Source organism: Chryseobacterium sp. DT-167, from assembly GCF_058310155.1.
The window spans coordinates 160,877-186,176 of sequence record NZ_JBZEEQ010000011.1; the positions used below are offsets into that span (position 1 = coordinate 160,877).

Consider the following 25,300-nt stretch of genomic DNA (forward strand, 5'->3'; position numbering starts at 1 on the left):
TCACCATGGGAAAATTTGAGTTTTTTTCAGTTGTTGAATCAGCATTTTGAAAAAGCCTGTAAGAAAAGATTTTTTCTGGAAATGAAATTCGGTTGATGAATAGTCAATAATTGGACAGAGTTTTCTAAGAAGGACGATTTACCGCGTGAGCGATGGTAACGGATACCCCGCAGTGAAGAGCCGAAAGGCGATGAACGAGGAGTAGAAGTGAACGTAGCGACCCGGAGTTGTTGCTTTCAGCGATGGCAAGGGACACGCCCAAGATCTGATTCATTAGAAAATAAGTTTATGAATACTATTCTGAAATGAATGGAATTTTGTGAAAAACTTTCCTTCCGCCATTTTTGGAAGAGAGAATCTCGATTTTCCTTTTTTAATGAAAATTAATAACTATTAAATATAAAACGATGATAAATAATGTACAAATTAAAGCGTATCAAATTGGTTTGGTTTTCAAAAACCGAAACTTAATTGAGATCTTAAAAGAAGGTAATCATTGGATTTTCGGGAATAAATCTGTAGAAATTTTTGAAACAAAAGATCAGTTTAAAACGGGAAATGATCTTAATCTTTTACTGAAAAATGAAAATCTTAAAAACTTACTAGAAGTTGTTGAAGTTAAGGACGGCGAGTTAGCTCTGATGTATGAAAACGGAATCTTCAAAGAAGTATTGAATGTTGGTCAGTATGCCTTCTGGAAAGGTGTTTTGAACAGAGAATTTCAAAAAGTCGACTTGACGAAAGTAGAGATCACAGAAAAAATCTCTAAAACAATTCTGGAAAATATGAAGTTGAAAAATTTCACAAGAAAGTTTGTTGTGACGAATCAATATAAAGGATTGTTGTTGATTGACGGAAAATTAACCAAAGTTCTGGAAGCTGGAACTTACTATTTCTGGAACAACGAAATTTCTGTTGAAGTAAAAGCCATCGATACGCGTATGCAGCAAATGGAAATTGCCGGTCAGGAACTTTTGACGAAAGATAAAGCAATGCTTCGTATCAATTTCTATGTGCGTTTTCAGGTGGAAAACATCGAAAAAGCATTGATGGAAAATAAAGAATATGATAAGCAATTATATATTTTGATGCAGTTGGCGTTGCGTGAATTCGTTGGAGCTTTGACGCTGGATGAATTGCTGGTGAAAAAAGATTCTGTAGGAAAAGAAATCCTTGAAAATTTGGGTAACAAAGCCGAAGATCTTGGTCTGAAAGCTTCTGACGCCGGAATCCGTGATGTGATCCTGACCGGAGAAATGAAAGAAATCATGAATCAGGTTTTGATCGCCGAGAAAAAAGCTCAGGCCAACAGCATCATGCGTCGTGAGGAAACGGCTTCCACAAGAAGTTTGTTGAACACCGCAAAATTGATGGAAGAAAATGAAGTCCTCTGGAAGCTGAAAGAAATGGAATATATGGAGAAAATCGCCGACAAAATTGGAGATATCACCGTTTCCGGAAACAGTAATATCCTTTCTCAGCTGAAAGAGATCTTTGCAAAATAAAACTAATAACTGTCATTATAGAGATGGGCTTTGTGAAAGCAAAGTCCATCTTATTTTTTTATAAAAGTATTTGATGAGACAGTTTAATCTGTAAATGTGTTATTGAAAACTTAAGTTATTTTATTATTTTTATCAGGCATGAAAGAAAGAATTGTATACACTGCAAGAGACCGAAAAACAATATTGACTGATGAGTTCACAGGAAAAAGAATGTATATGAAACATATCTATCAAAATGATGAGCTTCAGAAAACAGAAACTTATTTTAGGGGTGAACTTTTAAACTTAGAAATTTATATTTTGGATGCAAATATTCTTGATGAGGAAATTTTATTCCTGAATATTTTTATTTCGTCAGTTACTGTAGTACGCGTTAAGAATTGTGGAGATGACAAATTATTGCACTTCCGAAGATATTCAAAATTTAAACTGGAAAGTGAGGAAATAAAGGTTGAAGATCCTGATAACAGAAGCAGGGCACAATTTTATCTTAGTAAAGAAGATTATTACCACAAAAAAAGTATTTATTCCGTTGAAGGGGAGGAGCTGAGTTTCGAATATTTTTCGACGGGTCAGCCTTTACTCAAAAAAACAGAAATTCTTAAAAAAATAAAAGAATTTTCAGAAATTCATGCATTGGAAATTTCAAAAACCTTTTATCTTTCTTTTTTTCCATATATCATTTCAGAGGAGAACTACGAAGTTGAAAGCTGTAGCTACTTTACAGATTCTGTTTTTAAAGGATACATAGGAATTGATCTTCAACAGGCTTTTTTTGAGCAAAATTTCATTAAAAAAGTCTACATAAAAGATATTCTTCAGGAAATTATTTATTTTGAAAACAGAAACATTATCAAAAGAAAATATTTCATTCGGGACAATAAAGCGATTGATACACAACATCAGGATTATGAAGTTGAAATCTATCGTTTGAATGAAGAAAAAAACGGATTTACAAAATGGGATGTAGAATGCTATGAGCGGAATATCCTTCAAAAAAGAAAAATAAAGGCATATGATGTGACGGGAAAGAAAATATTTTCTCAATGGCTTGATGTGAATACTGGCAAAATAGAATCTTCAAAAAAATATGCTTATCATCACAGCAGGGATTTTTCTACCTGGGATGGTTTTGAGTATGATGAAAACGGAAAAATTTTATCGGATGATATTCAGGTTGACGATGGATGGGAATATATACATTATACAATCGGTGAAATTTCAGGAAAGGGATTTTTCGAATCTGATTATGGGAAATATTTTGCAGCGGGTTTACCGGAAATTCCTGATGTTCAGAATCCGGTTACAGCTTATAAGACGGTTTATAAGAATCATTTAGGCGAATGTATTCCTGAAAAAGAAGCAAAATCTCTCTTTGAATATACTCAGGAAATTTTTGAAAATAAAAAACTGAAAAAGCGAATTACCCGTACAGCAGAATCTCTGAAACAACGGGAAGAAAATATATACATGAGCCGTGTGGAAGTTTTTCAGCATGAGATGAAAGATGTTTCGGAACTCGATTCCTTTTTAAACGGAAATGTCATTTATTATCATCACCGGATTGAAAATAATTACCACGTATATGATTTTGTTGTGATGGACTACGATTATTACAATAAAATTATTTTTACAGGAACAGCAGTCTTTGATAATTATGCCAGAATAGTCACCAAAGTAATGCGCGATTTTTCAACTCAAAAAATAATATCGGCTTTTAAAATTCATGAGTCGTATATAACGCCGCTCTTTGGAACCTATTCGGTGAAAGTCAATTTTAATGAAAACGGAGAAATTGTTAATTATGTTGATAAAAGAATTGATGTAAGACTGTATTCCAAGGATCAATATGAAAGTGATTATTTCTATAACATAAGTCCGGTCAATAATAATTATTATAAAAGTTTAGACAGTTTAGTTCCCGAAAAGCCTGCCTTTCCTTTTTTCGATTTCGAATCTCAGCTCATGAAATATAAAGGACATGATAATAGAGATTCTGAATCGCATCTGCTGTTTAGCAATTCAAAACTTAAAGTGGCCTGGAGCGGAAGTTTTGAATGTTTGTATTTTGTAGATGATGATAGGGAAATTGAGATTTTTTCCAACGCATTGTCAACTGAACTTGGTGCTGCTTATTTTTACAATATTAAAAAATCGGTTTCTGAAATTGAGACGGATTATTTCAATGCCAGAAGAATCTATGCCCATTTTACAATAGATTTATTTTCTGATGAAATAAAATGCGAGATTCTTAATAATCATGAACATGAAAATAAACTGAGTTTCAGATTAATGAATCACGCCGATTATACCAATCGCTATTGCTTTTTTTATGATGAAACGTGGATTAGTGAAACCGTTATTTTTTCTGAAATGATTAAAGAATTATTGATTATGACTTAGTTTTCTCCAACCATTCCTCGTAAGAAACTACTCCCAATTCCGGTTTTCCATCACCTTCCAAAATAGAAATAAATTCCAGTTGATTTCCATCCGGATCATTAAAATAAATCGCCAAAGCAGGCATCCAAGCGAAAACCATAGGTTTATCAATCCCGTCTTTTAAAAAATTATAAGGTTTTAAATTTTTGTTTTTCAAAAACTCAACGGAATAATTTAAAATATCTTCTTTGTCAGCAGAAAAAGCAAAGTGTCTTGTCTGTAAATTTTCTTTTTGTTCCCATAATCCAAGCATGGATTCTTTATTTTTTCCAATCCATAAAAAGGCAATCGGACGGGTTTCGTCATGATGAGCAAACTCCAAACCTAAAACTTCAGTATAAAATTGTATTGAGTTTTCCAGATTGCTTACCTGTATGTGAGTTTCATATAATCCTTTTATCATAGTTTAATTTTAATAAAACAAAGCTAGACAACGGATTTCCAAAAATACATAACTGTTGATTCCTTTATTTGAAATGAATGATAGATAGATTTTATTTATTGTAGAGAGTAGTGCTGGAATCATAAATTTAATACATAATTAATGCTGACGTGGTCCAGATAAAAAGAGAATCTGATAGTTTCGCAAGCAATTTAAAAACTATTAAAACACATTAAATTAATCATGATTCAAAGACAAAAATTTCTTGGATGGATGTTTATGCTGGCAGTAACAGGTATCGGATGCCAGAATAATGAAATCACTTCGGCTTCAATGGAAGAAGAGCTTTCTTCAAAAATTAACGTCAGTAAAGCGGCTACGGACGTAAGTGTCAATGCTTATGTGGATACAAGTACTTACATCAATTCGGGCTTTAGTTTTCTAAACCCAACTCAGGTTGATAAAAACCGCCAGGCTATAGGTGGAAATTCATACACCGAGGTCTACGGATTCAATATCCCAGAAGAAAACAGAGTAAGAGGAATCCGTTGGAATACCGATGATGAAACTACATCGATCTGGAGACCCCAAGGAATTGCAGGTTTCACCAAAAACGGTGTTCGTTATCTTTTGGTGAGCTGGTATGCAAAAGATGCTGCTGAGTATAAAGGTTCCCGCATTACTCTGATTGACATCAGTCCGAGTTCGAGTACATATCTTACGTATCGTCATATTCTGTTGGTGCAGCCTGATATTCCGGCAAATACAACAACCTATTCACAATATGGCTCGTACGCTCCATTGAACGTGCATGCAGGTGGGATTGCTTATTTTAAGGATAAAATATATCTAAGCAGCACAAATTTAGGTGTTCGTGTTTTTGATTTGAATAAAATAATTGAAGTAAGTACAGGTGATACTACCAATGAAAAATGCGGTAAAGATGCCAATGGTAATTTATACGCCTTCAATTATCGATATATACTGCCTCAGATAGGGTATCAAAAAATCAATAATGCCAGTCCGTTTTCTACTATTCAGGTCAATGACGAAGGAACTCAGTTCTGGACAGGACAATACTATGCAGGCAGTGCCGATGCTTCTATTGTTCCTCAGGTATTTGGTTTTCCTGTTGACACGAATGGGACACTTCAAAATACAGGAATTGTAGCAGTAACTCCAAAAAATAGTCTTTTCACAAATAATCATGCTCATGGAATCCAGGGAGTATTTCGAAAAGGGAACAGAACATGGCTTTCGTGTACCGGATCTCCGAGCAATTCTTATGGCTCAAATGCAAGATTAGCCCGTTATACTGATGGAGCCGATGATACGGTACGTTACCGATGGCCGTATGGAGCAGAATCTCTCTATTATGAATCTCAATATGGTTATCTGTGGAGCTTGACGGAATTTGAGCCCAATGCCGGAGCACAGAATGGAAGTCAGGTCAATCGATGCATATTTGCGGTTGATTTTTCTAAATATGAATAGCAGAAAAGAAATGCTTAATAGAAATTAAGAAACAAAAAAGAGGCTGTCTCCAAAGGACAGTCTCTTTTATTTTTTAACATATTTAGGTAAAAAAATAAAATTTTTACAAAAACTTTTACTACGCAAAAACAACGCGCAGTACCGTCCTTACTTTGCATCAGAAATCAGAGAGGAAGTGATAATCCTCCAAAATGTTTAACAAAAAACAGTAACCATGAAATTTAATTTTTTAAGAAAAGAGAATAAAGTAGTTGTAAACTACGAAGGTGCAAAAGCGTACACAATGACGCCTGCAGAAGAACTATACAGTGCTGTTGTTACAACAGGATTATCAAACACAACCTATGAAAAAGGAAATGACAGATTGAGGAGAATCCAATCTCTGATTTTGAAAAACGATCCGGAATTCGTTGCAAAATTGGCGGTTTATGCAAGAAAAGATATGTACTTGCGTTCAATTCCATTGGTTTTGACAACCGAATTGGCAAAACAAACTTCAGGTACAGACTTGGTAAGCAGAACCGTTGACGGAGTCATTCAAAGAGCAGACGAAATCACAGAATTGTTGGCATATTACCAATTAGCCAACGAAAGAACAGAAACAAAAAAACTGAACAAGCTTTCAAAGCAAATCCAAAAAGGTTTGGTAAAATCTTTCAATAAATTTGATGAATACCAATTCGCAAAATACAACAGAAAAGCTGAGGTAACTTTGAAAGATGCTTTGTTCTTGGTTCACCCAAAAGCAAAAGATGAAAATCAACAGGCAATTTTCAACAAAATCGTAAACGATGCCTTGGAAACTCCATACACTTGGGAAGTTGAGCTTTCTGTTTTAGGTCAGACAAAATTTGCTGATGAAGCAGAAAGAAAATCAGCTTTCAAAAGTAAGTGGGAAGAATTGATTTTCAGCAACAAATTGGGTTATATGGCAACGTTGAGAAACTTGCGAAACATTTTGGAAGTTAACGTTTCATCGGATGCAATGTACAAAGTGTGCAACTATCTGTCGGATGAAAAAGCGGTGAGAAATTCAAAACAATTGCCATTCAGATTTTTGTCGGCGTATAGAGAATTGAAAACGATCGATTCAAAATATTTGTCATCAATTTTAGAAGCTTTGGAAGACGCAGTAATGGTGAGTGCAAAAAACATCAAAGGTTTTGGTTTCGATACTTCGGTAGTGATCGCGGCAGACGTTTCGGGTTCAATGCAACAGCCTGTTTCTCCGAAATCAAAGGTTTTGTTGTACGATATCGGTCTGTTGATGTCGATGATGTTGCAGTCACAGTGCAAAAACGTGATTTCAGGTATGTTTGGTGACACCTGGAAGAGAGTTCCGATGCCTAAAAACGGTATTCTGAGAAACGTAGATGCGTTCTACAAGCGTGAAGGTGAGGTGGGTTACTCCACAAACGGTTATTTGGTGATCGAAGATTTGCTGAACAGACGTGAAAAAGTGGATAAAGTAATGTTGTTCACCGATACTCAGCTTTGGGATAGCAACGGAGGTAGAAATTCCTTTGAAAATTCATGGAATCAATACAAAAGTTTCAACCCGAATGCAAAATTGTATATTTTTGATTTGGCAGGTTACGGAAAACAGCCGTTGGATGTCAGAAAAAATGATGTATACCTTATCGCAGGTTGGTCCGACAAGATTTTCGATGTACTGAATGCTTTGGAAGACCGAAAATCAGCGGTAGAAATGATTAAAAAAGTAGTGCTGTAAAAGGCACTGCTTTTAAAAATAAAAATTAATAATCAATTTTTTTAGGAGCTATTTCCCGTTTTCCGCTATATCTTTTTCGCTAGCGCTTTTTTTTTTAAGCCATTTTAGAAAAAGGATGTCGCTTCGATCGGGCTAGGAATAAAAATTATAACATGAAAAATAATACTTTAGATTTTATAAAAGGAATTTTATACACATATGCAGACTTAAATACTCCAAATTGTAATTTATCTTATGAATATGAAATAATTGAAATGGAATTAGACAAGGATGAATCTTTTTTTTTGAGAAATAAATTTCATCTTCCAGAAGAATGTTTATTTACTATTGAAAATATCAGTATCGGAGATTTTCAAAAATCTCTAAAAAAATGGTTATTCAAAAATGGAGAAATCATCAAATTGGAAATTAATGAGAGAAGAGAAAATATTTTTATCGAATTATTTTTTAGAGATTTAAATAATTTGATAAATATTAAAAACATTTTAACTTCAAAGTTTAGTGATTCCAATGAAATATACTATGAATTGGGAATTTACTACGAATATTTTTTCATAGTAGGAGATAAGAATAAATACCTACTCTATTTTAAATACGAAGATTAACAAATAAACCAATGCCGTAAGAAAAGAAATCCTTCGACTTTTAATTGAATATGAGTCTTTTCGCAAATTGCTTGGTTTTAAATAACCAATGTCGTTACCATAAGAGATCCATCGTCATACTTAACATTTGAATAGATATCAAAAACTCTTATAACTTGTTACTTGGTTTTTAATTTAAAAAATTTCAACTACGTAAAAAGAATGCGCACTAACGTAATAATTTTGCTACAACAAAAAACAATAACCATGAATAATTATAAAAAATGTCTTAAAGAAGCAGTGTATTGAGGTTAATACTTAATACTTATGAAAAAATTAAAACTATTAAGACAATCTTTCGGTATCAATGAATATGGATTAATTGATTTCCCGAAGAAAATTTCAAATATCCAGGTTTCCAGAATTTTATATGGAGACGAGATGGGTTGCTCGTGGTGTTTTCCACATGGCTATGAAACGATTAATTCAACAGAAATTAAGTTTCAAAGAAATTGGAAAAAATACAGAAAAACCCAATGGAAAAATAAAAAGTAAGTGTCGTAAAACAGAATTTCTTCGTTTAAGGGACAGCAATACAGGTTCGAGTCCTGTTCTCGAAGATTCGGGATGGCGTAATTGGTAGCGCTCTGTCAGTAAGTCTCTGTTTGATTTTTTACCTTACTTTAAAAAACGATCGATGCCGTAAGAAAGAGTTCCTTCGAATCCAAATTGAAAAAGCCTCTTTTAAATTTTTGCTCGATTTTAAAATTATTAAACATAAAAATCAAGTGTCGTCCTAGAATCATACTTCGATATCCAAACATTGGGACGCAGGTTCGAGTCCTGTCTTTTCCCAAAAGGAAAAGTAGCTCAGTTGGTAGAGCAAATGAACTGAAAAGGATTCTATAATTTTTACCTTGATTTAAAATAAAAAGAGTGCCGTAGAAAAGGCTTACTTCGAGTCAGAATTTAGACCTCAAAAATCTAAGAAAAAGTGCAATTTCCCGAATAAAAGTAGGGATCAGGTGCATGTCTGCCTTTTCGCCTTTTGCCTCTTTTTTTAATTTAAAAATTTACAGATAAGTGTCGTAGAGAAAGGTTACTTCGTAAATATAACGGTCCTAAGGTAGCGTAATTCGGGCGACCGAACTAGCGAGGTTGGGTTGAAAACTAACTGGACAAAAGTTTTTGAAAGAAAACGTAAGTCTCTCGTAGATGTAGAATTGTCGGCTCACTGCCCAAATGGGTAAGAGCGGCGCTCTTAAAAGAGCATACCTTTTTCGCCTTTTGCCTTATCTGTTTAAGAATAAACAAGTGCCGTAGAATAGTGTTACTTCGCTCATTACGACGGGGTCGCGGGTTCGAATCCTGCCTCTTCCACATTTTCAAAACACAAAATTATATAGGAAGAGTAGCTCAGTTGGTTAGAGCACGACAATACGCTTTTTGATTGTTGCCTTGTTTTAAAATATAAAGTGTCGTAGAGAAAAGTTTCATCGTCCACATTTGGGGAGGAATAGCGTAGCAGGCAATTCCTGCAAGGTTATCCGGTTCGAATCCGGCACAGACTTGCCCCGTTCTTTTCTCGATTGTTGCCTTTATTACAAAAAAAATACTACGTTTTGGGCGTAGTATTTTTTGTTTGATTTTGTTGAATGTCTTCTTCGCAAATCTTCTTCCATTTAGCGATAGTTGTTCTGCTGATCTTATATTGCTTAGAAATATAACTGCTCGAAAAACCGTGCTGTTTCTGATACATCAGGATTTTAAGCATTGTTTCTTTATCATATGTTCTCAGCTTTTGATTGTTTTCCTGGCTTTCTTTTGACTGTTTGAAAAGTTTTTCGTTAAACCTGATCACTTCTTCACTGGTGTTGATGTTTTTCAGAAGTTCTTTGATTTTTGCGTCTTTCAGTTTTTCAGGATGTTCTGCAAGCAAAAGATCATGATAAATTTTACTATAATTTGGTTTCATAATGTCTTATTTTTTCTGAAGCCATCTGTGAAGTGTACTCTTTGGGATAGAGTATTCTCTGATAACATCTGCATAGGTCATTTCCCCGGTATCAATTTTTTTAATAATGAAATCTTTGATTTCCTGGGTGTAAATATTTTTTCTGAATTGTGGTGTCTTTCCTGTTTTTTCTTTCGTTTTATTTACTGCCGAAGGTGGAGAGTACAAAATAAGATGAGAGCTGTAGAGCCTGAAAAAATCGTACTCCAGTAATTTTGACCATCGCAAAAGGATATCAGTATCAATTGATTTGCTTTCGTAAACGTTGTTTACAAAGTCTTCATCTTTATTGAGGAAATTGCATATTCTTGTCATTGCAATCTCTTTCTGATCTACAAGTTCCTTTATTGCTTTACCGATATGTATTACTTTATATAACATTTTTTTATAGTAAAATTTTTTTTAACATTCAGTAACTGAGATTTTATTTACTGAGTGGAGTCAGATTCATGATTTTTATTTAAAACCAGCATAGTACTATTTAAATATTTTTATCTGTTAATCTGTTTGGTCAGGAAAATTTTATGATTTTCTAAAAACCTCAAAAACAAAATCTGTTTCACATTTTCAAAAATACAGAAAAATTGTCAATAAACTAAGTGTTTAAATTTAATTATTGTTAATGATAATTAAATTATGTTGAAGATTGGGTTGTTTAAATGTGTTTGTTTTTGATATTTGTGCATTATGGAGTTGTTTATTTAAGTATATCAAAATGAAGGATTGACCTTGCTTCGAAATTCTTTCATTTCAAAAAATTGTATAAGTAAGTGCTACTTTCTACCTTTGTCAAAATAAAAAATGATCTGTTAAATTGTAAATATTACGGGGTAAATGCATGAAAAATGCTAAAATACGATCGTTGAATTTTAATCGGCTTTATATTGTTTTTTATGAATGTAATTATTTAAAAGAATGAAGTATACCGTTGCGCTCTTTGATTTTTCAAAAAAGATCAATTATAAAAATGAACTTTTAGCAGGGTTTACCGTTGCAATGACTATGATTCCGGAATCGCTTTCATTTGCCATCTTAGCGGGGCTTTCTCCATTGACGGGTTTATATGCTGCTTTTATGATGGGACTTGTCACTGCAGTTTTAGGTGGCCGTCCCGGAATGGTTTCAGGCGGAGCAGGAGCAACGATTGTTGTTTTGATAGCTTTAATAAAAGCTCATGGTGTAGAATATCTTTTTGCAACCGTTATTCTTGCAGGTATTTTTCAGTTATTGGTTGGTGTTTTTAAACTCGGGAAATTCGTAAGATTAATTCCGCAACCTGTTATGTATGGCTTTTTGAATGGTTTGGCAGTTATTATCTTCATGGCTCAGATCGAACAGTTCAAAATTACTGATGCAAACGGAGTTGTCGGTTGGCTTCAAGGGACATCCTTATATATAATGTCGGGTTTAACTGCCTTGACGATTGCCATTGTTTATTTTTTCCCGAAAATTACGAAAGTCATTCCGGCTTCTTTAGTCGCAATTTTAATCGTTTTTGGAATTGTTTTAGGATTTGGAATTAATACTAAAACAGTTGCAGACATTGCCCACATCAGCGGTAGTCTACCGAGTTTTCATATTCCAGGCATTCCTTTTTCATTAGAAACTTTACAGATTGTTTTTCCTTACGCTATGATTATGGCGGGAGTTGGTTTGATTGAATCGCTGTTAACTTTATCAATGGTTGACGAAATTACCAATTCAAAAGGAAATACAAATAAAGAATCTATTGCTCAGGGCTTGGCGAATATTACGAACGGTTTTTTCGGTGGAATGGGAGGTTGTGCGATGGTTGCACAGACTCTGGTTAATTTAAATGCAGGTTCAAGAGCCAGACTTTCAGGGATAATTGCATCCATTACTATTTTAATAATCATTCTTGTTGGCGCACCTTTCATTGAAAGAATTCCGATGGCTGCTTTGGTTGGAGTCATGATGATGGTGGCAATCAGTACGTTTCAGTGGGTTTCAATCCGAATTGTCAATAAAATGCCGAAATCTGATATTTTTGTAGGAATTACGGTAGCTTTAATTACCATTGTTTTGCACAATTTGGCTTTAGCGGTGTTGGTGGGAGTCATTATTTCAGCATTGGTTTTTGCCTGGGATAATGCAAAAAGAATTCGTGCAAGAAAGTATATTGACGAAAACGGAATTAAACATTACGAAATTTCCGGACCACTATTTTTCGGTTCTGTAATGAATTTTACAGAAAAATTTGATCCTGCAAACGATCCCGAACAAGTTGTGATTGATTTTAAAGAAAGCCGAATTGTTGATATGAGTGCTATCGATGCGTTGGATAAATTGTCGAAAAAATACAGTGAACTGAATAAAAAACTGCATTTAAAACATTTAAGTGAAGATTCTATAGAACTATTAAAAAACGCACAAGCAGTCATTGAAGTCAATATTCAGGATGATCCAACGTATAAAGTGATGCCTGAGAAGTAGGAGAATGAGTGTTTTAGAGTTTTATTGACTGGAAATTTGTAGTTCCGAAGGGACGATTTAGAAAAGGATCGTATAAAATGCGATCAAAATATAATGAGGTAGGTTATATTAGGTTATATTTAGAATAATCAATCTCAAAAAAAATCTGCGCAATCTGCAAAATCCGCGAGAGAAAAATTCACCATTCATTATTAACAATTCACCTTAAAACCCAAACAAGGACTGCAAAATAAAATTTACAGCCCTCGTTTTTTAGGTTATTAATATATTCGCAATGAAATCAGGCACCAAAGCATAGTGTGATAACTTCATGCTGATCGAAGCTCTTCCGCTCGTCAACGTTCTCAGATCAGAAATATATCCGAAAATAGAAGCTAAAGGAACTTCCGCTGCGAAGATTTTTCTTCCTGATTTTTCATCAATCGAAGTAATCATTCCTCTTCGTTTATTGATATCGGCAGTGACAGCTCCGGTATATTCTTCGATACTTTGAATCTCAATCTGCATAATCGGTTCCAATAATTTCGGTTTACAAGCTTTTGCAACTTCTCTGAAACCGTCTCTTGCAGCAATTTCAAAATCTAAAGCATGAGAATCATTACTGTGAGTCGAGCCATCCAAAAGAGTAATTTTCATACTTTCCAAAGGATTCCCGCTCAAAGGACCGTTTTCCATTGCTTCTCTGAAACCTTTTTCAATCGAAGGAATAAATTCACCGGGGATTACTCCGCCTTTAATTTGGTTAATGAATTCCAAACCGATTTCATTATTCTCACGAGGTCCGATTTCAAAAGTGATATCCGCGAATTGTCCGCTTCCTCCGTTTTGTTTGGAAAGTTTTTCTCTGTGTTTTCGGGTTTCAGTTAAAATTTCCCGGTAAGAAACTTTAGGCTTTCCCTGATTGATTTCAATGCCGTGATTCAACCGGATTTTTTCTAAAGTCACTTCAAGATGCAACTCACCCAAACCGCTCAGCAAAGTTTCGCCAGTTTGTTTGTCTCTTTCAACAACTAAAGACGGATCTTCTTCCTGAATTTTAGCTAAAACAAGTCCGAAAGATTTCTCATCAGCATTCGTTTTCGGTTCAATCGAAACTCTGATAACCGGAGCAGGAATCGTAATGGATTCAAGCAAAACAGGTTTTTCAATAGATGATAAAGAATCTCCTGTTTTCGCATCTTTTATTCCAGTTAAAGCAACGATATCTCCCGCCTTTCCTTCTTCAATCGTTAACGTTTTGTCCGACTGTATCTGTAAAATCCTTGAAATTCTGAAATTTTCATTCGTTCTCACATTTAAAACTGTATCTCCGGATTGTATATTTCCTGAATAAATTCTCAGCATTGCCAATTTACCCATGTGTTTGTCAATCACAACTTTGAAAACCAGTCCTGAAAAAGTTTCTTCTTCATTTCTTTGAAGTTCGATTGTTACTTCCGTTTTCACATCTTTTCCTTTGATAGAAGGCAAGTGATTTGGAGCAGGAAGATAACTTACAATCGAATCAAGCAACGGCTGAACTCCTTTGTTTTTAAAAGCAGAACCACATAAAACGGGAACTACAGCTCTTGACTGACAGGTTCTTTTTATGGCTTCAACAATCATTTCTTCAAAAATTTGAGCTTCAGAATTCATATATTTTTCAAAGAAAGTTTCGTCAAATTCTGCTAATGTTTCCATTAATTTTAATCTGAAATCATCAGCTTCTGCTTTATAATTTTCAGGAATTTCCTTTTCAATAATCGTCTCTCCATTTTCATCGATCCAATACAACGCTTTTTGCTTGATTAAATCAATAACTCCTTCAAAATTATCTTCAGAACCCATCGGAATTTGTAAAGCCAAAGGAACTGCATTTAGTTTAGTTTTAATTTCACTTAAAACTGCAAAGAAATCAGCTCCGATCCTATCCATTTTATTAATGAAACAGATCTTTGGAATTTCATGTTTTTCCGCCTGAAACCAGACGTTTTCCGTTTGTGGCTGAACTCCCGAAGAAGCGCAGAAAACCGCAATAACGCTGTCTAAAACTCTTAAGGAACGCTCAACTTCTACCGCAAAATCAATGTGTCCCGGAGTATCAATAATATTGATATTGAAAACATCATCATTTTTTTTCCATTGGGTGGAAATCGCTGCGGATGAAATGGTAATTCCCCTGTTCTTCTCCTGAATGTCTTTATCCATGGTAGTATTTCCTTCGTCTACGTTTCCGATTTTGTGGATCATTCCGGTGTAATAAAGTAATCTTTCCGTGAGTGTAGTTTTCCCGGCATCGACATGCGCTATTATCCCTATATTTCGTGTGTTGTATTTCATTTTGTTAAATTTAAATTGTTGATTTTTAAGGTTGTAAATAAATTTTAAGCACAGGGTTGTAATGATTCTTACATTTATTTTAGTAAGAAATTTTCTTAACGTTAAAATTTTAGACAACCAACTTGAATTTTCGAAAGCTGGAAATAGGGTAGCAAAAAAGACCTATCTGAATAGAAAGGTCTTTAATTATATTTTGATTTATAAAGATCGATCGTTATTCAGATAAATATTCAGTGCTACCAAAGTACACAGCTCTGATAGGATTGCTTAAAGTGATTATATTTACCATTTTTGTTGACATTGTTGATTGTTAATCGGTTGCGAATTTATAAAAATTATTTAACTGACAAAAAATTTTTTTATATTTTTTTGAAAAACGAAAATTGATCTGAGTTTCAACTTCTGCCGAAACTCTTAAATAATCTTAAAAAAAATACAGATTAAAAGAAAAATTTTATCTTTGGGTAGAATTGAAATTCAAACACAATTGATTTAAAAAAAAGATATGAACCATTTAAAAATCTTTTTCAATAGAAAGCTAAATAATTTAACTTAAAAACATTTTGAAAACAGATATCGATATTCAAAACCACGCTCATTTTTCTTTTGATCTGTGGCTTACTTTAATAAAATCTCATCCCGAATTTAAAGCAAAAAGAGTTGAGTTGTTCTCTTCGTTTTTTGAAGTGAATAAACCAATTGATGAAGTTGCAAAAGTTGTAAAATATTACGATGATCTTTGCAATTCTATCAATGAAGTGATCGGTGGAAATGTAGACACTTTTGAGATTTATTTATTGATTTTAAATTCTTTAGAAATTGATTTAAAACAGTTGAATAGAGAAAAATTAAACGAATTTTACCAAAAAAGTGAAGAATTATTTTTAGAATATAAACCTGTTGTGATTTTCGAAAATTTGCATCAGTTTTTTGATGAAATTAAAAATCAAGGAAAAACAATTAATATTCTGAGCAATACCGGATTTATCAAAGGAACTACAATGAGAAAATTTCTGATTGAGGAAAATCTTGATCAATACATTGATTTTCATATTTATTCTGATGAATTGAAGATTTCCAAACCCAACCCGCTCGTTTTTCAAGAGGTCAGAAATTTGATTAAAAATCAGGATTTAAAGATGAACCAGATTTTGCATATTGGTGATAATCCGATTGCTGATTACAAAGGTGCGAAAGATTTTGGTTTCAACGCACATTTACTAAAACACACGATATAATATGAACAAAAGGTATAGCTTGCACCATATTCATTCGGCGGACGAATTTACGTTTTCGCCTGCTGAATATAGCTATTTCAAGTATGGCGATAAGTCGTACGCAGAGAAATTTGCCAAAGAATTATTTGAAGGATTTATTGCTAAACATGGCGAAATTTTAGATACAGATAAAGAAATTCTCGTATTGCCAAGTCCGTATATGGCAATTCCGACGGCTTCTAATTTTTTATGTTTTTACTTCAAAAAACAACTTGATTTTTATCTTTTTCAAAAAGGAAAAAAATCGAGTATTTTATCAAAAATAAACAGAAATCATACCTATACCACAGATTACGGAAATTTAAGCTTTGAAGATCGTAAAAATCTGATTGCCAATGATACTTATTATCTCGATAAAGATTTTTTAAGAGGAAAACTTTGTATTTTTATAGACGATATAAAAATCACGGGAAGTCATGAATTTACAGTGAATAAAATTTTGAATGAATTTAATGTGCAGGCAGATTTTTTATTCATGTATTACGCTGAATTAATGAATTTTGAACTAGATCCTAAAATTGAAAACTATTTCAACTATTACGCTGTGAAAAACGTTGAACATGTTGCAGAAGTAATGCTGAAGCCGAGTTTTCAGTTTAATACAAGGATTGTAAAATATATTTTGGGCTTAGAATCAAGTAATTTTGATTATCTTACGTCTAAAATAAAAAAAGAGCAGATGGATCATCTTCTCGAGTTGGCAATAAGCAACAATTATCATTTATTAAAAGAATACGAAACTAATATAAACACTTTAACACAAACAGAACTTAATTATGGCTATTAACTTACAAAAAGGACAAAGAGAAAATATAAACGCACCAAAATTCACTATCGGTTTAGGATGGGATATCAATAATACATCTACCGGAGGTGCTTTTGATCTGGATGCCTCTTTATTTTTGTTGAATGACGGCAAAAAACTGGTTTCAGAAAACCATTTTATTTTTTACAATAACCTTGAATCTCCGGATAAAGCAGTGATTCACTCTGGTGATAACTTAACGGGCGACGGCGATGGTGATGATGAGCAGATCAAAATAGATTTGACTAAAATTGATGATGCTGTAAAAGAAATTACCGTTGTAGTAACCATTCACGATGCAGACGCAAGAAGACAAAACTTCGGACAGGTAAGAAATTCTTTCATCAGAATTTTCAATACAGATACCAACGAAGAGATTTTAAAATATGAATTAGACGAAGATTTCTCTATCGAAACTGCTGTAGAATTCGGAAGAATCTACAATAGAAACGGAGAATGGAAATTCGAAGCGGTAGGAAGCGGACAAAGAGAAGGTCTTGAGAAATTTGTATCAATGTATCAATAATAAATTATGGATAATCAGGAAAATCAAAATATAGATCCGCTTCAGTCGATTGAGCCTTTGAAGACATTTGAGCCAGCTCCGCTTCAACAGGCACAGCCGGCACAAAATTCTGCTCCTGCGGTTTTAGTTGACAGGGACGGAAATGTAAATCTCAGTCAGATTAAAAACGAAGAACGTCAAAAGTACGAGCTTTTGGCAAATTCTATCGATGAAACCAACCCTGGTTCTATCGTAAATTTCGGTTCAGACTTGCAGAAAACTTTAGCGAACCAGAGTGATAGTTTCTTAGGAAACGTACGAAGATCAAACTCAGGTGAAGTTGGGGAATTGATCAATAACTTATTGATTGAATTAAATTATGTTGACGTTGATGAGATCAACGGAAGCAAAGTGAAAGGTTTTCTGAGCAGACTTCCTTTCATGAAAAAGATGATGACCCAGGTGGATAATCTTTTTGCCAAATATGATAAAATTACAAGCAATATCGACCAGATTTCTCACAAAGTAAACGCAGGAATCATTACTTCAACTAAAGATAATGCAGTTTTACAGACGATTTTCGATAGCAATGTAAACTCAATCAAAGCGATTGAAGATCTGGTGATCGCCGGAAACCTGAGAATGGAAAAAGCAGCTGTAGAATTGGCTGAAATGGAAACCAATGTTCAGAATTTTGCTGATTATCAGATTGCCGACAAAAGGGATTTTATCAACAGATTAGACAGAAGATTAGCTGATCTAAAAGTGGTACGTCTGATTATGATGCAGTCGCTTCCACAGATCAGATTGGTACAGAATAATAACGTTTCGATTGCTGAAAAGGCACAAACGATTTTAACGACCACTTTACCAGTTTGGAAAAATCAGCTGTCTTTGGCAGTTGCGATGCACAGACAGCAGCAGAATATTGAAGTTCAGCAGAAAGTATCTTCTACAACAGAAGAGATTTTGAGAAAAAATGCAGAACGTTTGGGTCAGAACTCAATCAATGTAGCAAAAGCCAACGAGCAAACAATTGTTTCGGCTGAGACCTTGAAAGAAACCACTGCGATGTTAATCAATACCTTGAATGAAGTGAAACAGATTCAAAAACAAGGTACAGAAAGCAGAAGAAAGCTGGATCAGGATCTTCAGACTTTAGAATCAGAATTAAAAGCAAATATCAGAGGATAAAATAAACGAAAAGCGTGGATGGTGAGGTTGCAATCATAATGTCTCAGAGCAGAAGAAGATTAACAAAGCTTAAACTTCTCTCTAATTTCTTTGAAAATATTGATATAATATCGATTTATATAAAAACAGATATTATTCATAAATTATTCGAAGAAAACAAGACTTTAGATTACAGTAAACTTGAGCTTTTCCATTTGCAATATACTGACAGTCTGATAGAACTGTTGACGAAGATCAAAAAGAAAAAAGAAAATGATCTGTTGGCAGTGATTAACGAAATCAACATTAATAATCAGTATATCGATAATTTTGAGGAAAAAAAAGTTGATAATTTTGAAACAGACAGAAAGTTCTATAGCGGAGTTTTTTCTGAACATTTAAGAAAGCTGTATAAAGATCTTACCGAAGATAAATTTACGCTGAATTGGAATGACGTTCTATATTTTCATAAAAAATATGCAGTAGAATTCTACAGACCAGAAGCTGATGAAGCCAAACTGAAAATAGATAACGTTCCGTCATACCAGTATCAGGATTATTCGATCGAGCGAAAATTGTTGGGGAAATTGAATATTCAGAATTTTAAAGTTCGCTTCGTTTGTGGTTACAGAATCGGACGTGATGAATATGAACTGTTTAAGATTTTTCAGTCTGATGAGCATTTCATTTTTAACGTTGAAGAAAGAAGGTTGTATTTGATTGATGATGAATTATCCTATTTAGATACTTCAGAAAACGAATCGAATCAGGCTTCGGTCATGAATCAGCTTAAAAGAAGAAATGAAGAGCTTGAGGAAACCATTCATGAAAGAAAAAGAATTCTTCCGGAAGGAGTAGACAATGTTTTAAAAGATTATCTCAAAAATATCGAAAGCGTAGATATTATGAGCAAAATATTTGATGTCAACGAAGAAACCAATATTCTTCGTGCAATGCTCAATTTAAATTTAAACAATTAAACTAAATTTTAATAATAAATAAACAAGATAAAATGGCGATTAACTTACAAAAAGGTCAGAGAATAAACCTTACCAAGGAAAACGGAACGACGCTTTCTCAAGCTTGTGTCGGGATCAATTGGGGAGCAATCGAAAAAAAGAGTTTTTTCGGCGGAACTTCAAAAGAAGCAGTTGATTTAGACGGCAGCTGTATTTTATACGATGCAAATAAAAATGCTACTGAAGTAATCTATTTCGGTAACCTGAAATCTAAAAACGGTTCTGTAAAGCACAGTGGAGATGATTTGACAGGTGATGTTAGCGGTGATGACGGATTGGATAATGAAGTAATCACAATTGATTTTGCGAATTTGGATCCGGCGGTAGAGCACGTTGCTTTGGTTTTGAACAGTTACAAAGGACAAGATTTCGGAACCATTCCTTTTGCGTCAATCCGTATCTATGAAGGGACTCCTACAAATGTGAGAGAAGTTTTTGCTAAATATGATATTGCCAATGATAAATCTTTCAGTGGTCATGTTGCCATGGTAATGGGTGTTTTTTATAAGAGAAACAACGAATGGAAATTCAATGCGATCGGCGATCCTACAGCTGACAGAAAACTAGAGCAGACGATTCAGACCGTTCAGCAAAAATATTTGTAAAATTCAGATAAAAAATGTCTGAAATAATCTAATTTTAGACTCAAAAGTTAAGCAATAGCTGTATTTTTACAGTTGTTGCTTTTATCATATAATAACACATAATAAAAATAGTGGAACAACATAACATTTTAGATTTACACCCGGGGTTGGTGTGGGGGTTTGCGGTAACAGTCGTTATCATGCTGCTCTTGGATTTAGGAGTTTTCAACAAAAAAAGTCATGAGGTTTCTTCAAAAGAAGCAACAATCTGGTCAGTAGTCTGGATTTCCCTTTCAATGATTTTTTCAGGAGTTGTTTATTGGGTTTTCAATACAGACGGAACGGCAGGAAGTCATGCGGTAGCCGTGGAGAAATTCACACAATATCAGGCGGCTTATTGGATCGAGAAAGCCCTTTCTGTAGATAATCTCTTTGTATTTATCTTAGTTTTTGGTTTCTTTAAAGTCCCTAAATTCCTTCATCATAAGGTTTTATTCTGGGGAATTATCGGAGCCTTGATCTTCAGGGCAATCTTTATTTTTGCCGGAGTTGAATTGATTGAATTAACCTATTTGCCTGAAATGAATATTTTCGGTCACGCCGTTAAAATCAATGTGGTAATGACTCTTTTCGGATTGTTTTTGATCTATGCAGGAATCAAATCTTGGGGCGATGGTGACGGCGATGACGACGAAGATTACAGCGATACGGCAGGTGCCAAACTCATCAGAAGTTTCTGGAAAGTTTCTGATAATTACGATGGCGACAAGTTCTTCACCGTACAAAACGGAATCAAAATGGCAACTCCGCTTTTGGTCGTAGTTGCAGTCATTGAATTTACAGACGTATTGTTTGCGGTAGATTCTATTCCGGCAATTTTTGCAATTTCAAATGATCCGTTTATTCTTTATACCTCAAATATTTTTGCGATTTTAGGATTAAGATCACTGTATTTCTTGTTGGCAAACTTCATTCATATGTTCAGCAAATTACCTTATGGTTTAGCAATTATTTTAGCGTTCATTGGTGTTAAAATGTTGATTGCGCCGTGGTATCACATTACATCACCGGTTTCGTTAGGAATTGTAGGTGGAGTATTGGTGATCTCGGTTCTGCTTTCCGTTCTGTTTCCCGATAAAAAGGAAGATGAGAAACAACAATTAGATTAATAATAAATTTTGAAAGGCTTTACATTTTGTAGAGCCTTTTTCTATAAGCCTAATTCAATTTTTTTTGACGGGACAATGTACTTAAGTTTTTGGAATTACTAATTTCAAAAAGTATATAATACAAAATTATTTACGATCAATCGATGACAAGACATCAGGTTTTAACTAAGATGTTTGTTTTTCAGATGACGATAATGACAAAAACTGAGAAGGTGAGATTCCGGTAACCTCTTTAAATTTTGTTGAAAAAGCACTGTGGGAAACAAAGCCCGAGTCTTCTGCGAGAAAGCTGATCTTGTAATTTCGGTAACTGGGGTTCTCAGTTATTTTTTTGGTGATATAGTTAATCCTTAATTCGTTGATGTAATTGTTGAAGTTTTTGTTGTAACGTTGGTTGATAATTCTGGAAAGATAATTGGTATTCGTATTAAGATGTGATGCCAATTTCGAAAGCGACATATCCTGATCCCTGAACATTTCTTCATTTTCAAATGTATTGAGCTTTTCTAGAATATCTAATTCCAGATCTGTATTGATCGAAGTTTGCGAATTGATTGAGAAGTTGGTAATAATTGTTTCTGTCTGCGTTGGGTGTTGAGAATGAAACCGTTCTATATACTCCTGATAACGTTTTTTCTGTTTTTTCAGAGTAAACGAATACCAAAAAGTACTAATGATCAATAATACTCCAAAGATTAACAACAGGTATAGCAGATATGAAACTTTTTTTTCCTTTTCATTAATAATTGCGATCTTATCATTTTTAATTTTATTGACAGCTGTTTCCAGCCCTTTGCTGCTTTGTGTGTAGGCTTTCTCACTATATATTTGGGCACTGTCAGTATATTTTGTTACATTTTTAATGCTTTTTAATTTAAGATATGAGTCAGCTATTTTTTTATAGATATCCGATTTTGCATATGGGGGAAGCTGAGAAGAAAAGGATAATGCACTATTATAATTTTTTATAGCCTGAGTATAATTTTCTGCATTTACTTCAAGGTCTCCAAGACCACTGTAAAGGGCATAGATGTATCTCTTTTGCGGATCTTTTAAGCTGGTACCTATACCTTTGTCATAATAGAATCTGGCACTGTCATCTATTTTCTTTTCAGCAAAAACGTCTCCCAATCCGAGATAAGTATAACTTAAAGCTCCATAATATTCTGGTCTATTTTTAATTTTGTCTGAAAGAAATAGAGAATTCTTATAGATATCCAGAGCTTTATCGTGCTGTTTTTTAGACTTATACAAGTTCCCAAGAATTGAATTGATACTAAATATCGCAATTGTACTCTCTTCATTATCTTTAAGATGAGAAGAATATTCTTTTGCCTTTAAAAGATATTCTTCTCCTTCCGATGTTAATCCCAAAGCACCGTAAGCTTCTCCCATGCTGCAATGTACATGAACTTTACATAGATAATCATCTGACTTTTCAGCAAAAACTATAGCCTTCTGATAAAATTCTTGCCCGGTTTTAAACTCTCCTTTAGTCATAAAAGCAGAACCTAAAGAACGGTTGACGTAAGCTTTGAAACGATCCGAATGTCCATCTTTAAGTAAGAATGACTCACCTAAAGAAATTTTTTCATCAGGATTCGTTGTTGATTTAAGAAGAGAAATAAGACTGTCTTCTTTCTTGTTAATGGTCTGAGCATTTCCTGCAAAAATAAACAATAAGAAAAGTATAAAGTATGGTTTCATCATTTGTAAAGTTGTACAAATTTAGATAAAATAAATTTTAGTATTGAGAAAGTGATCTTGTATTTGTGTTTTACAATCGAATGATTATCAGTGTTTTATTTTTATATATTTTTAGAATTAATAATTCTGAAAGCCTATTCTTTTTCATGTAAGCATATTCCCGCTTCCTTTGCAGTCGTCATTAATGATTAAGAACAACCAAAATTTTGAATGAAAAAAATGTTAATGATTAAACGATGGAAAATGATGCAAATCATTGGGTAATAAAGAAAATACAAACACAACTTTCGAAAAACAATTTTAAAATGAAAAAAAAATTCATTCTTTTAGCTGCTTTAGCAGTTTCTTCACTGGCTTATTCTCAGGTAGGTATCAATAATGAAACCCCGAAAGCAACATTAGACATTACTGCAAAAACCACAGACGGTACAAAACCGGAAGGCATCATAGCGCCAAGATTGACGGGTGACCAGATAAAACTTGCAGATGCACAGTATGATACGCCACAAACGGGAACCATTGTCTATGCAACGGCTGCAGTCACTACCACGCCAACGGTAACCGACAAAACAAAAAATATTACAGCTATTGGATATTACTATTTTGACGGGGCTTTCTGGCAATCTTTGAATGGTTCTGCCACAGAACCTTGGAGAATCAGCGGTACAATTAATGAGGCAACAAGCAACACCCAAAATATTTACCAAAATGGTAAAATAGGTATAGGAAGCAACCCCGGTGCAACTCCAGCAGCAACTCTGGATATTTTTGAAAGTAATACTTCGGGAGATAACACAGGAACTTCGTTTGGAATAAAAAACACACTTTCCAGCAATAAACAAGGTATTAAATACGGTATTAATAATTTTCTATACGACAATTCTACTGCTGGCTCGGGAGGCTTGTATGGCACATACTCTTCAACAATTGACGGTTCAACAGTATCCAGACCAGGCTATGGAGGATATTTCACTTATGACTTGAGCGGGGCTAAAAACAATGGAATTACTACACACACTCATGGTATGAGAAACACTATCGCATTAGAAGCCGTCGGGGGAGATTTGACGAGCGGTTACGCTTATGCCAATTTTGCAGATGCCAAAGGATATGCTGCGGGAGGCAACCTCATTTTAACAGATTTGCGTGCATACAGTGGCTATACACTTCCCACAGCTTCTGCTGGACATACGGCTTCTATAACCGGTCTTTTTGGTGGTCATTATACCGTGAGACCTAACCCTAATGGAGGGACAATCACATCTTCCGAAGTATACGGTGTCAGCGGACAGTTTGATCCAACTGCTGTTTCAGCTTCAGGTACTTTTAATGCTACCACACAGATTGCGGCTCTGCGCTCATATATAAACTTGGACGGAGCGGCTACCTATAACATCAATAATCTGTATGGTGTTTTCGTAGACAAAGGTCCTGCCGCAGGCACAAGCGCAACGATCAACAGAGCCATAGGCTTATATATCGAACCTTTCACTTTTACAGGAGCCAATGCTGCCAACTCCTACAATATATATTCTGAAGGTGCAACTACCAAAAACTACTTTGAAGGGAAAGTAGGGATAGGATTAAATGCTCCAGCTGCTCAATTACATGTAGTAAAACAGGCAGCAGATTTAACTCCGGCGATTATAGAAGGATTTGGTGTACATGCAGACAATACAGAAGCAACTGCTGCAGGTTTACCGGTTGGAGCTTTGTATCGTACTGCTTCAGGGGTTTTAATGGTAAGATATTAATAATGGTTTAGGTTCCTAGATCTAAGCAGTTTATTGAATACTATAAAATAAAATGAACGTAGAAGTAAATTTGTCTACTTGTGTTTTTATCAATCCTACTCTTTATTTTGATTACCGCTTCAAAAGAAGCGGTAATCTTTTTTAACCAATAAATAATTAGTTGCCACACATGCACAAATAAAAATGTGTTGCTTTTTTAAGCTATTTATATTTGTGCATGTGTGGCAATACAATAGATTTTAAGCTTTATATGATTTATCTTAATGAATCTCAGTAATTATTATAATTTAGTTTCTAACAGTTCGTTTGTCATCCTATGTTTGCAAAACAATAAATTTAATTAATAATAAAGAGAAGTTAGGGTAAAGAAAAAAGCTACAG

The 25,300-nt window shown here is 34.2% G+C and carries 20 protein-coding genes; 15 read left to right on the forward strand and 5 right to left on the reverse strand.

Translation table 11 applies throughout. The features are described from left to right. The first annotated feature begins 407 nt into the window (after nt 1–407). Both AC4FQ5_RS15180 and AC4FQ5_RS15185 read left to right on the forward strand, forming a co-directional pair. Complete coding sequence (locus AC4FQ5_RS15180) at nt 408–1,505, forward strand: slipin family protein (protein ID WP_491144622.1); 1,098 nt, start codon at nt 408–410, stop codon at nt 1,503–1,505. A gap of 138 nt (nt 1,506–1,643) precedes the next feature. Beyond that, entirely contained in the window at nt 1,644–3,908 is a 2,265-nt protein-coding gene (locus tag AC4FQ5_RS15185; protein ID WP_491144624.1) for a hypothetical protein, read from the forward strand. On the opposite strand, the gene AC4FQ5_RS15190 is transcribed toward AC4FQ5_RS15185, so the two are convergent. After that, nucleotides 3,898–4,350 (reverse strand): VOC family protein, encoded by a 453-nt coding sequence (locus AC4FQ5_RS15190; protein WP_491144626.1) that lies wholly within the window; start codon nt 4,348–4,350, stop codon nt 3,898–3,900. The genes AC4FQ5_RS15185 and AC4FQ5_RS15190 overlap by 11 nt on opposite strands. A 222-nt stretch (nt 4,351–4,572) precedes the next feature. Here AC4FQ5_RS15190 and AC4FQ5_RS15195 point away from each other — a divergent pair, with 222 nt between their 5' ends. From AC4FQ5_RS15195 to AC4FQ5_RS15210, 4 genes are all read left to right on the forward strand, one after another. Continuing rightward, nucleotides 4,573–5,823 (forward strand): hypothetical protein, encoded by a 1,251-nt coding sequence (locus AC4FQ5_RS15195; RefSeq protein ID WP_491144628.1) that lies wholly within the window; start codon nt 4,573–4,575, stop codon nt 5,821–5,823. Between the two features lie 214 nt (nt 5,824–6,037). Next, a complete protein-coding gene (locus tag AC4FQ5_RS15200; protein WP_491144629.1) occupies nt 6,038–7,555 on the forward strand; it encodes a TROVE domain-containing protein in 1,518 nt (505 codons plus the stop codon). A gap of 152 nt (nt 7,556–7,707) precedes the next feature. Next, nucleotides 7,708–8,160, forward strand: coding sequence for a hypothetical protein (locus AC4FQ5_RS15205; protein ID WP_491144630.1), 453 nt, complete (start codon nt 7,708–7,710; stop codon nt 8,158–8,160). Nucleotides 8,161–8,466: 306 nt separating this feature from the next. Then, nucleotides 8,467–8,694, forward strand: a complete 228-nt coding sequence (locus AC4FQ5_RS15210) for a phosphate ABC transporter substrate-binding protein (protein ID WP_491144631.1) — start codon at nt 8,467–8,469, stop codon at nt 8,692–8,694. Between the two features lie 1,060 nt (nt 8,695–9,754). Here AC4FQ5_RS15210 and AC4FQ5_RS15215 read toward each other — a convergent pair. Further along, the gene (locus AC4FQ5_RS15215; RefSeq protein ID WP_491144633.1) at nt 9,755–10,114 is read right to left on the reverse strand and encodes a helix-turn-helix domain-containing protein; all 360 of its coding nucleotides are present in this window, start codon (nt 10,112–10,114) and stop codon (nt 9,755–9,757) included. 6 nt (nt 10,115–10,120) lie between these two features. Then, complete coding sequence (locus tag AC4FQ5_RS15220) at nt 10,121–10,534, reverse strand: transposase (protein WP_491144635.1); 414 nt, start codon at nt 10,532–10,534, stop codon at nt 10,121–10,123. A gap of 534 nt (nt 10,535–11,068) precedes the next feature. Here AC4FQ5_RS15220 and AC4FQ5_RS15225 point away from each other — a divergent pair. Then, nucleotides 11,069–12,607 (forward strand): SulP family inorganic anion transporter, encoded by a 1,539-nt coding sequence (locus AC4FQ5_RS15225; RefSeq protein WP_491144636.1) that lies wholly within the window; start codon nt 11,069–11,071, stop codon nt 12,605–12,607. Between the two features lie 252 nt (nt 12,608–12,859). Here the strand turns inward: AC4FQ5_RS15225 and fusA are convergent, their stop codons facing one another. Next, on the reverse strand, nt 12,860–14,926 hold the full coding sequence (gene fusA, locus AC4FQ5_RS15230; RefSeq protein WP_491144638.1) for an elongation factor G: 2,067 nt from the start codon (nt 14,924–14,926) through the stop codon (nt 12,860–12,862). A 563-nt stretch (nt 14,927–15,489) separates the two neighbouring features. Here fusA and AC4FQ5_RS15235 point away from each other — a divergent pair. The 7 genes from AC4FQ5_RS15235 (at nt 15,490) to AC4FQ5_RS15265 (ending at nt 21,458) form a co-directional block, all read left to right on the forward strand. Further along, nucleotides 15,490–16,164, forward strand: a complete 675-nt coding sequence (locus AC4FQ5_RS15235) for an HAD family hydrolase (RefSeq protein ID WP_491144640.1) — start codon at nt 15,490–15,492, stop codon at nt 16,162–16,164. 1 nt (nt 16,165) lies between these two features. Continuing rightward, a complete protein-coding gene (locus AC4FQ5_RS15240) occupies nt 16,166–16,990 on the forward strand; it encodes a phosphoribosyltransferase family protein (protein ID WP_491144642.1) in 825 nt (274 codons plus the stop codon). Next, nucleotides 16,980–17,534, forward strand: coding sequence for a TerD family protein (locus AC4FQ5_RS15245; RefSeq protein WP_491144644.1), 555 nt, complete (start codon nt 16,980–16,982; stop codon nt 17,532–17,534). Before AC4FQ5_RS15240 ends, AC4FQ5_RS15245 begins: the two co-directional genes overlap by 11 nt. Nucleotides 17,535–17,540: 6 nt before the next feature. Next, nucleotides 17,541–18,707, forward strand: a complete 1,167-nt coding sequence (locus tag AC4FQ5_RS15250; protein ID WP_491144645.1) for a toxic anion resistance protein — start codon at nt 17,541–17,543, stop codon at nt 18,705–18,707. Between the two features lie 38 nt (nt 18,708–18,745). Then, nucleotides 18,746–19,666 (forward strand): hypothetical protein, encoded by a 921-nt coding sequence (locus AC4FQ5_RS15255; RefSeq protein WP_491144647.1) that lies wholly within the window; start codon nt 18,746–18,748, stop codon nt 19,664–19,666. Between the two features lie 32 nt (nt 19,667–19,698). After that, nucleotides 19,699–20,310 carry a TerD family protein gene (locus tag AC4FQ5_RS15260; protein ID WP_491144648.1) on the forward strand — a complete coding sequence of 204 codons (612 nt, stop codon included), beginning with the start codon at nt 19,699–19,701 and terminating at the stop codon, nt 20,308–20,310. A gap of 110 nt (nt 20,311–20,420) precedes the next feature. Further along, nucleotides 20,421–21,458: a TerC/Alx family metal homeostasis membrane protein gene (locus tag AC4FQ5_RS15265; RefSeq protein ID WP_491144649.1), complete on the forward strand. Its 1,038-nt coding sequence runs from the start codon at nt 20,421–20,423 to the stop codon at nt 21,456–21,458. A 165-nt stretch (nt 21,459–21,623) separates the two neighbouring features. Here AC4FQ5_RS15265 and AC4FQ5_RS15270 read toward each other — a convergent pair whose 3' ends face one another. Further along, on the reverse strand, nt 21,624–23,168 hold the full coding sequence (locus AC4FQ5_RS15270) for a helix-turn-helix domain-containing protein (RefSeq protein WP_491144650.1): 1,545 nt from the start codon (nt 23,166–23,168) through the stop codon (nt 21,624–21,626). Between the two features lie 302 nt (nt 23,169–23,470). Between AC4FQ5_RS15270 and AC4FQ5_RS15275 the strand changes: the two genes are divergently transcribed. Continuing rightward, nucleotides 23,471–24,919: a phage tail-like protein gene (locus tag AC4FQ5_RS15275; protein ID WP_491144652.1), complete on the forward strand. Its 1,449-nt coding sequence runs from the start codon at nt 23,471–23,473 to the stop codon at nt 24,917–24,919. Nucleotides 24,920–25,300: the final 381 nt, after the last annotated feature.

What these genes read in the sequence shown, in the direction of transcription:
- AC4FQ5_RS15200 (WP_491144629.1), top strand. Translation starts at nt 6,038, where the DNA reads ATGAAATTTAATTTTTTAAGAAAAGAGAATAAAGTAGTTGTAAACTAC.
- AC4FQ5_RS15260 (WP_491144648.1), top strand. Translation starts at nt 19,699, where the DNA reads ATGGCGATTAACTTACAAAAAGGTCAGAGAATAAACCTTACCAAGGAA.
- AC4FQ5_RS15180 (WP_491144622.1), top strand. Translation starts at nt 408, where the DNA reads ATGATAAATAATGTACAAATTAAAGCGTATCAAATTGGTTTGGTTTTC.
- AC4FQ5_RS15275 (WP_491144652.1), top strand. Translation starts at nt 23,471, where the DNA reads ATGAAAAAAAAATTCATTCTTTTAGCTGCTTTAGCAGTTTCTTCACTG.
- AC4FQ5_RS15190 (WP_491144626.1), bottom strand. Translation starts at nt 4,350, where the DNA reads ATGATAAAAGGATTATATGAAACTCACATACAGGTAAGCAATCTGGAA.
- AC4FQ5_RS15255 (WP_491144647.1), top strand. Translation starts at nt 18,746, where the DNA reads ATGTCTCAGAGCAGAAGAAGATTAACAAAGCTTAAACTTCTCTCTAAT.
- AC4FQ5_RS15245 (WP_491144644.1), top strand. Translation starts at nt 16,980, where the DNA reads ATGGCTATTAACTTACAAAAAGGACAAAGAGAAAATATAAACGCACCA.
- fusA (WP_491144638.1), bottom strand. Translation starts at nt 14,926, where the DNA reads ATGAAATACAACACACGAAATATAGGGATAATAGCGCATGTCGATGCC.
- AC4FQ5_RS15240 (WP_491144642.1), top strand. Translation starts at nt 16,166, where the DNA reads ATGAACAAAAGGTATAGCTTGCACCATATTCATTCGGCGGACGAATTT.
- AC4FQ5_RS15195 (WP_491144628.1), top strand. Translation starts at nt 4,573, where the DNA reads ATGATTCAAAGACAAAAATTTCTTGGATGGATGTTTATGCTGGCAGTA.
- AC4FQ5_RS15270 (WP_491144650.1), bottom strand. Translation starts at nt 23,168, where the DNA reads ATGATGAAACCATACTTTATACTTTTCTTATTGTTTATTTTTGCAGGA.
- AC4FQ5_RS15250 (WP_491144645.1), top strand. Translation starts at nt 17,541, where the DNA reads ATGGATAATCAGGAAAATCAAAATATAGATCCGCTTCAGTCGATTGAG.
- AC4FQ5_RS15215 (WP_491144633.1), bottom strand. Translation starts at nt 10,114, where the DNA reads ATGAAACCAAATTATAGTAAAATTTATCATGATCTTTTGCTTGCAGAA.
- AC4FQ5_RS15220 (WP_491144635.1), bottom strand. Translation starts at nt 10,534, where the DNA reads ATGTTATATAAAGTAATACATATCGGTAAAGCAATAAAGGAACTTGTA.
- AC4FQ5_RS15225 (WP_491144636.1), top strand. Translation starts at nt 11,069, where the DNA reads ATGAAGTATACCGTTGCGCTCTTTGATTTTTCAAAAAAGATCAATTAT.
- AC4FQ5_RS15210 (WP_491144631.1), top strand. Translation starts at nt 8,467, where the DNA reads ATGAAAAAATTAAAACTATTAAGACAATCTTTCGGTATCAATGAATAT.
- AC4FQ5_RS15205 (WP_491144630.1), top strand. Translation starts at nt 7,708, where the DNA reads ATGAAAAATAATACTTTAGATTTTATAAAAGGAATTTTATACACATAT.
- AC4FQ5_RS15185 (WP_491144624.1), top strand. Translation starts at nt 1,644, where the DNA reads ATGAAAGAAAGAATTGTATACACTGCAAGAGACCGAAAAACAATATTG.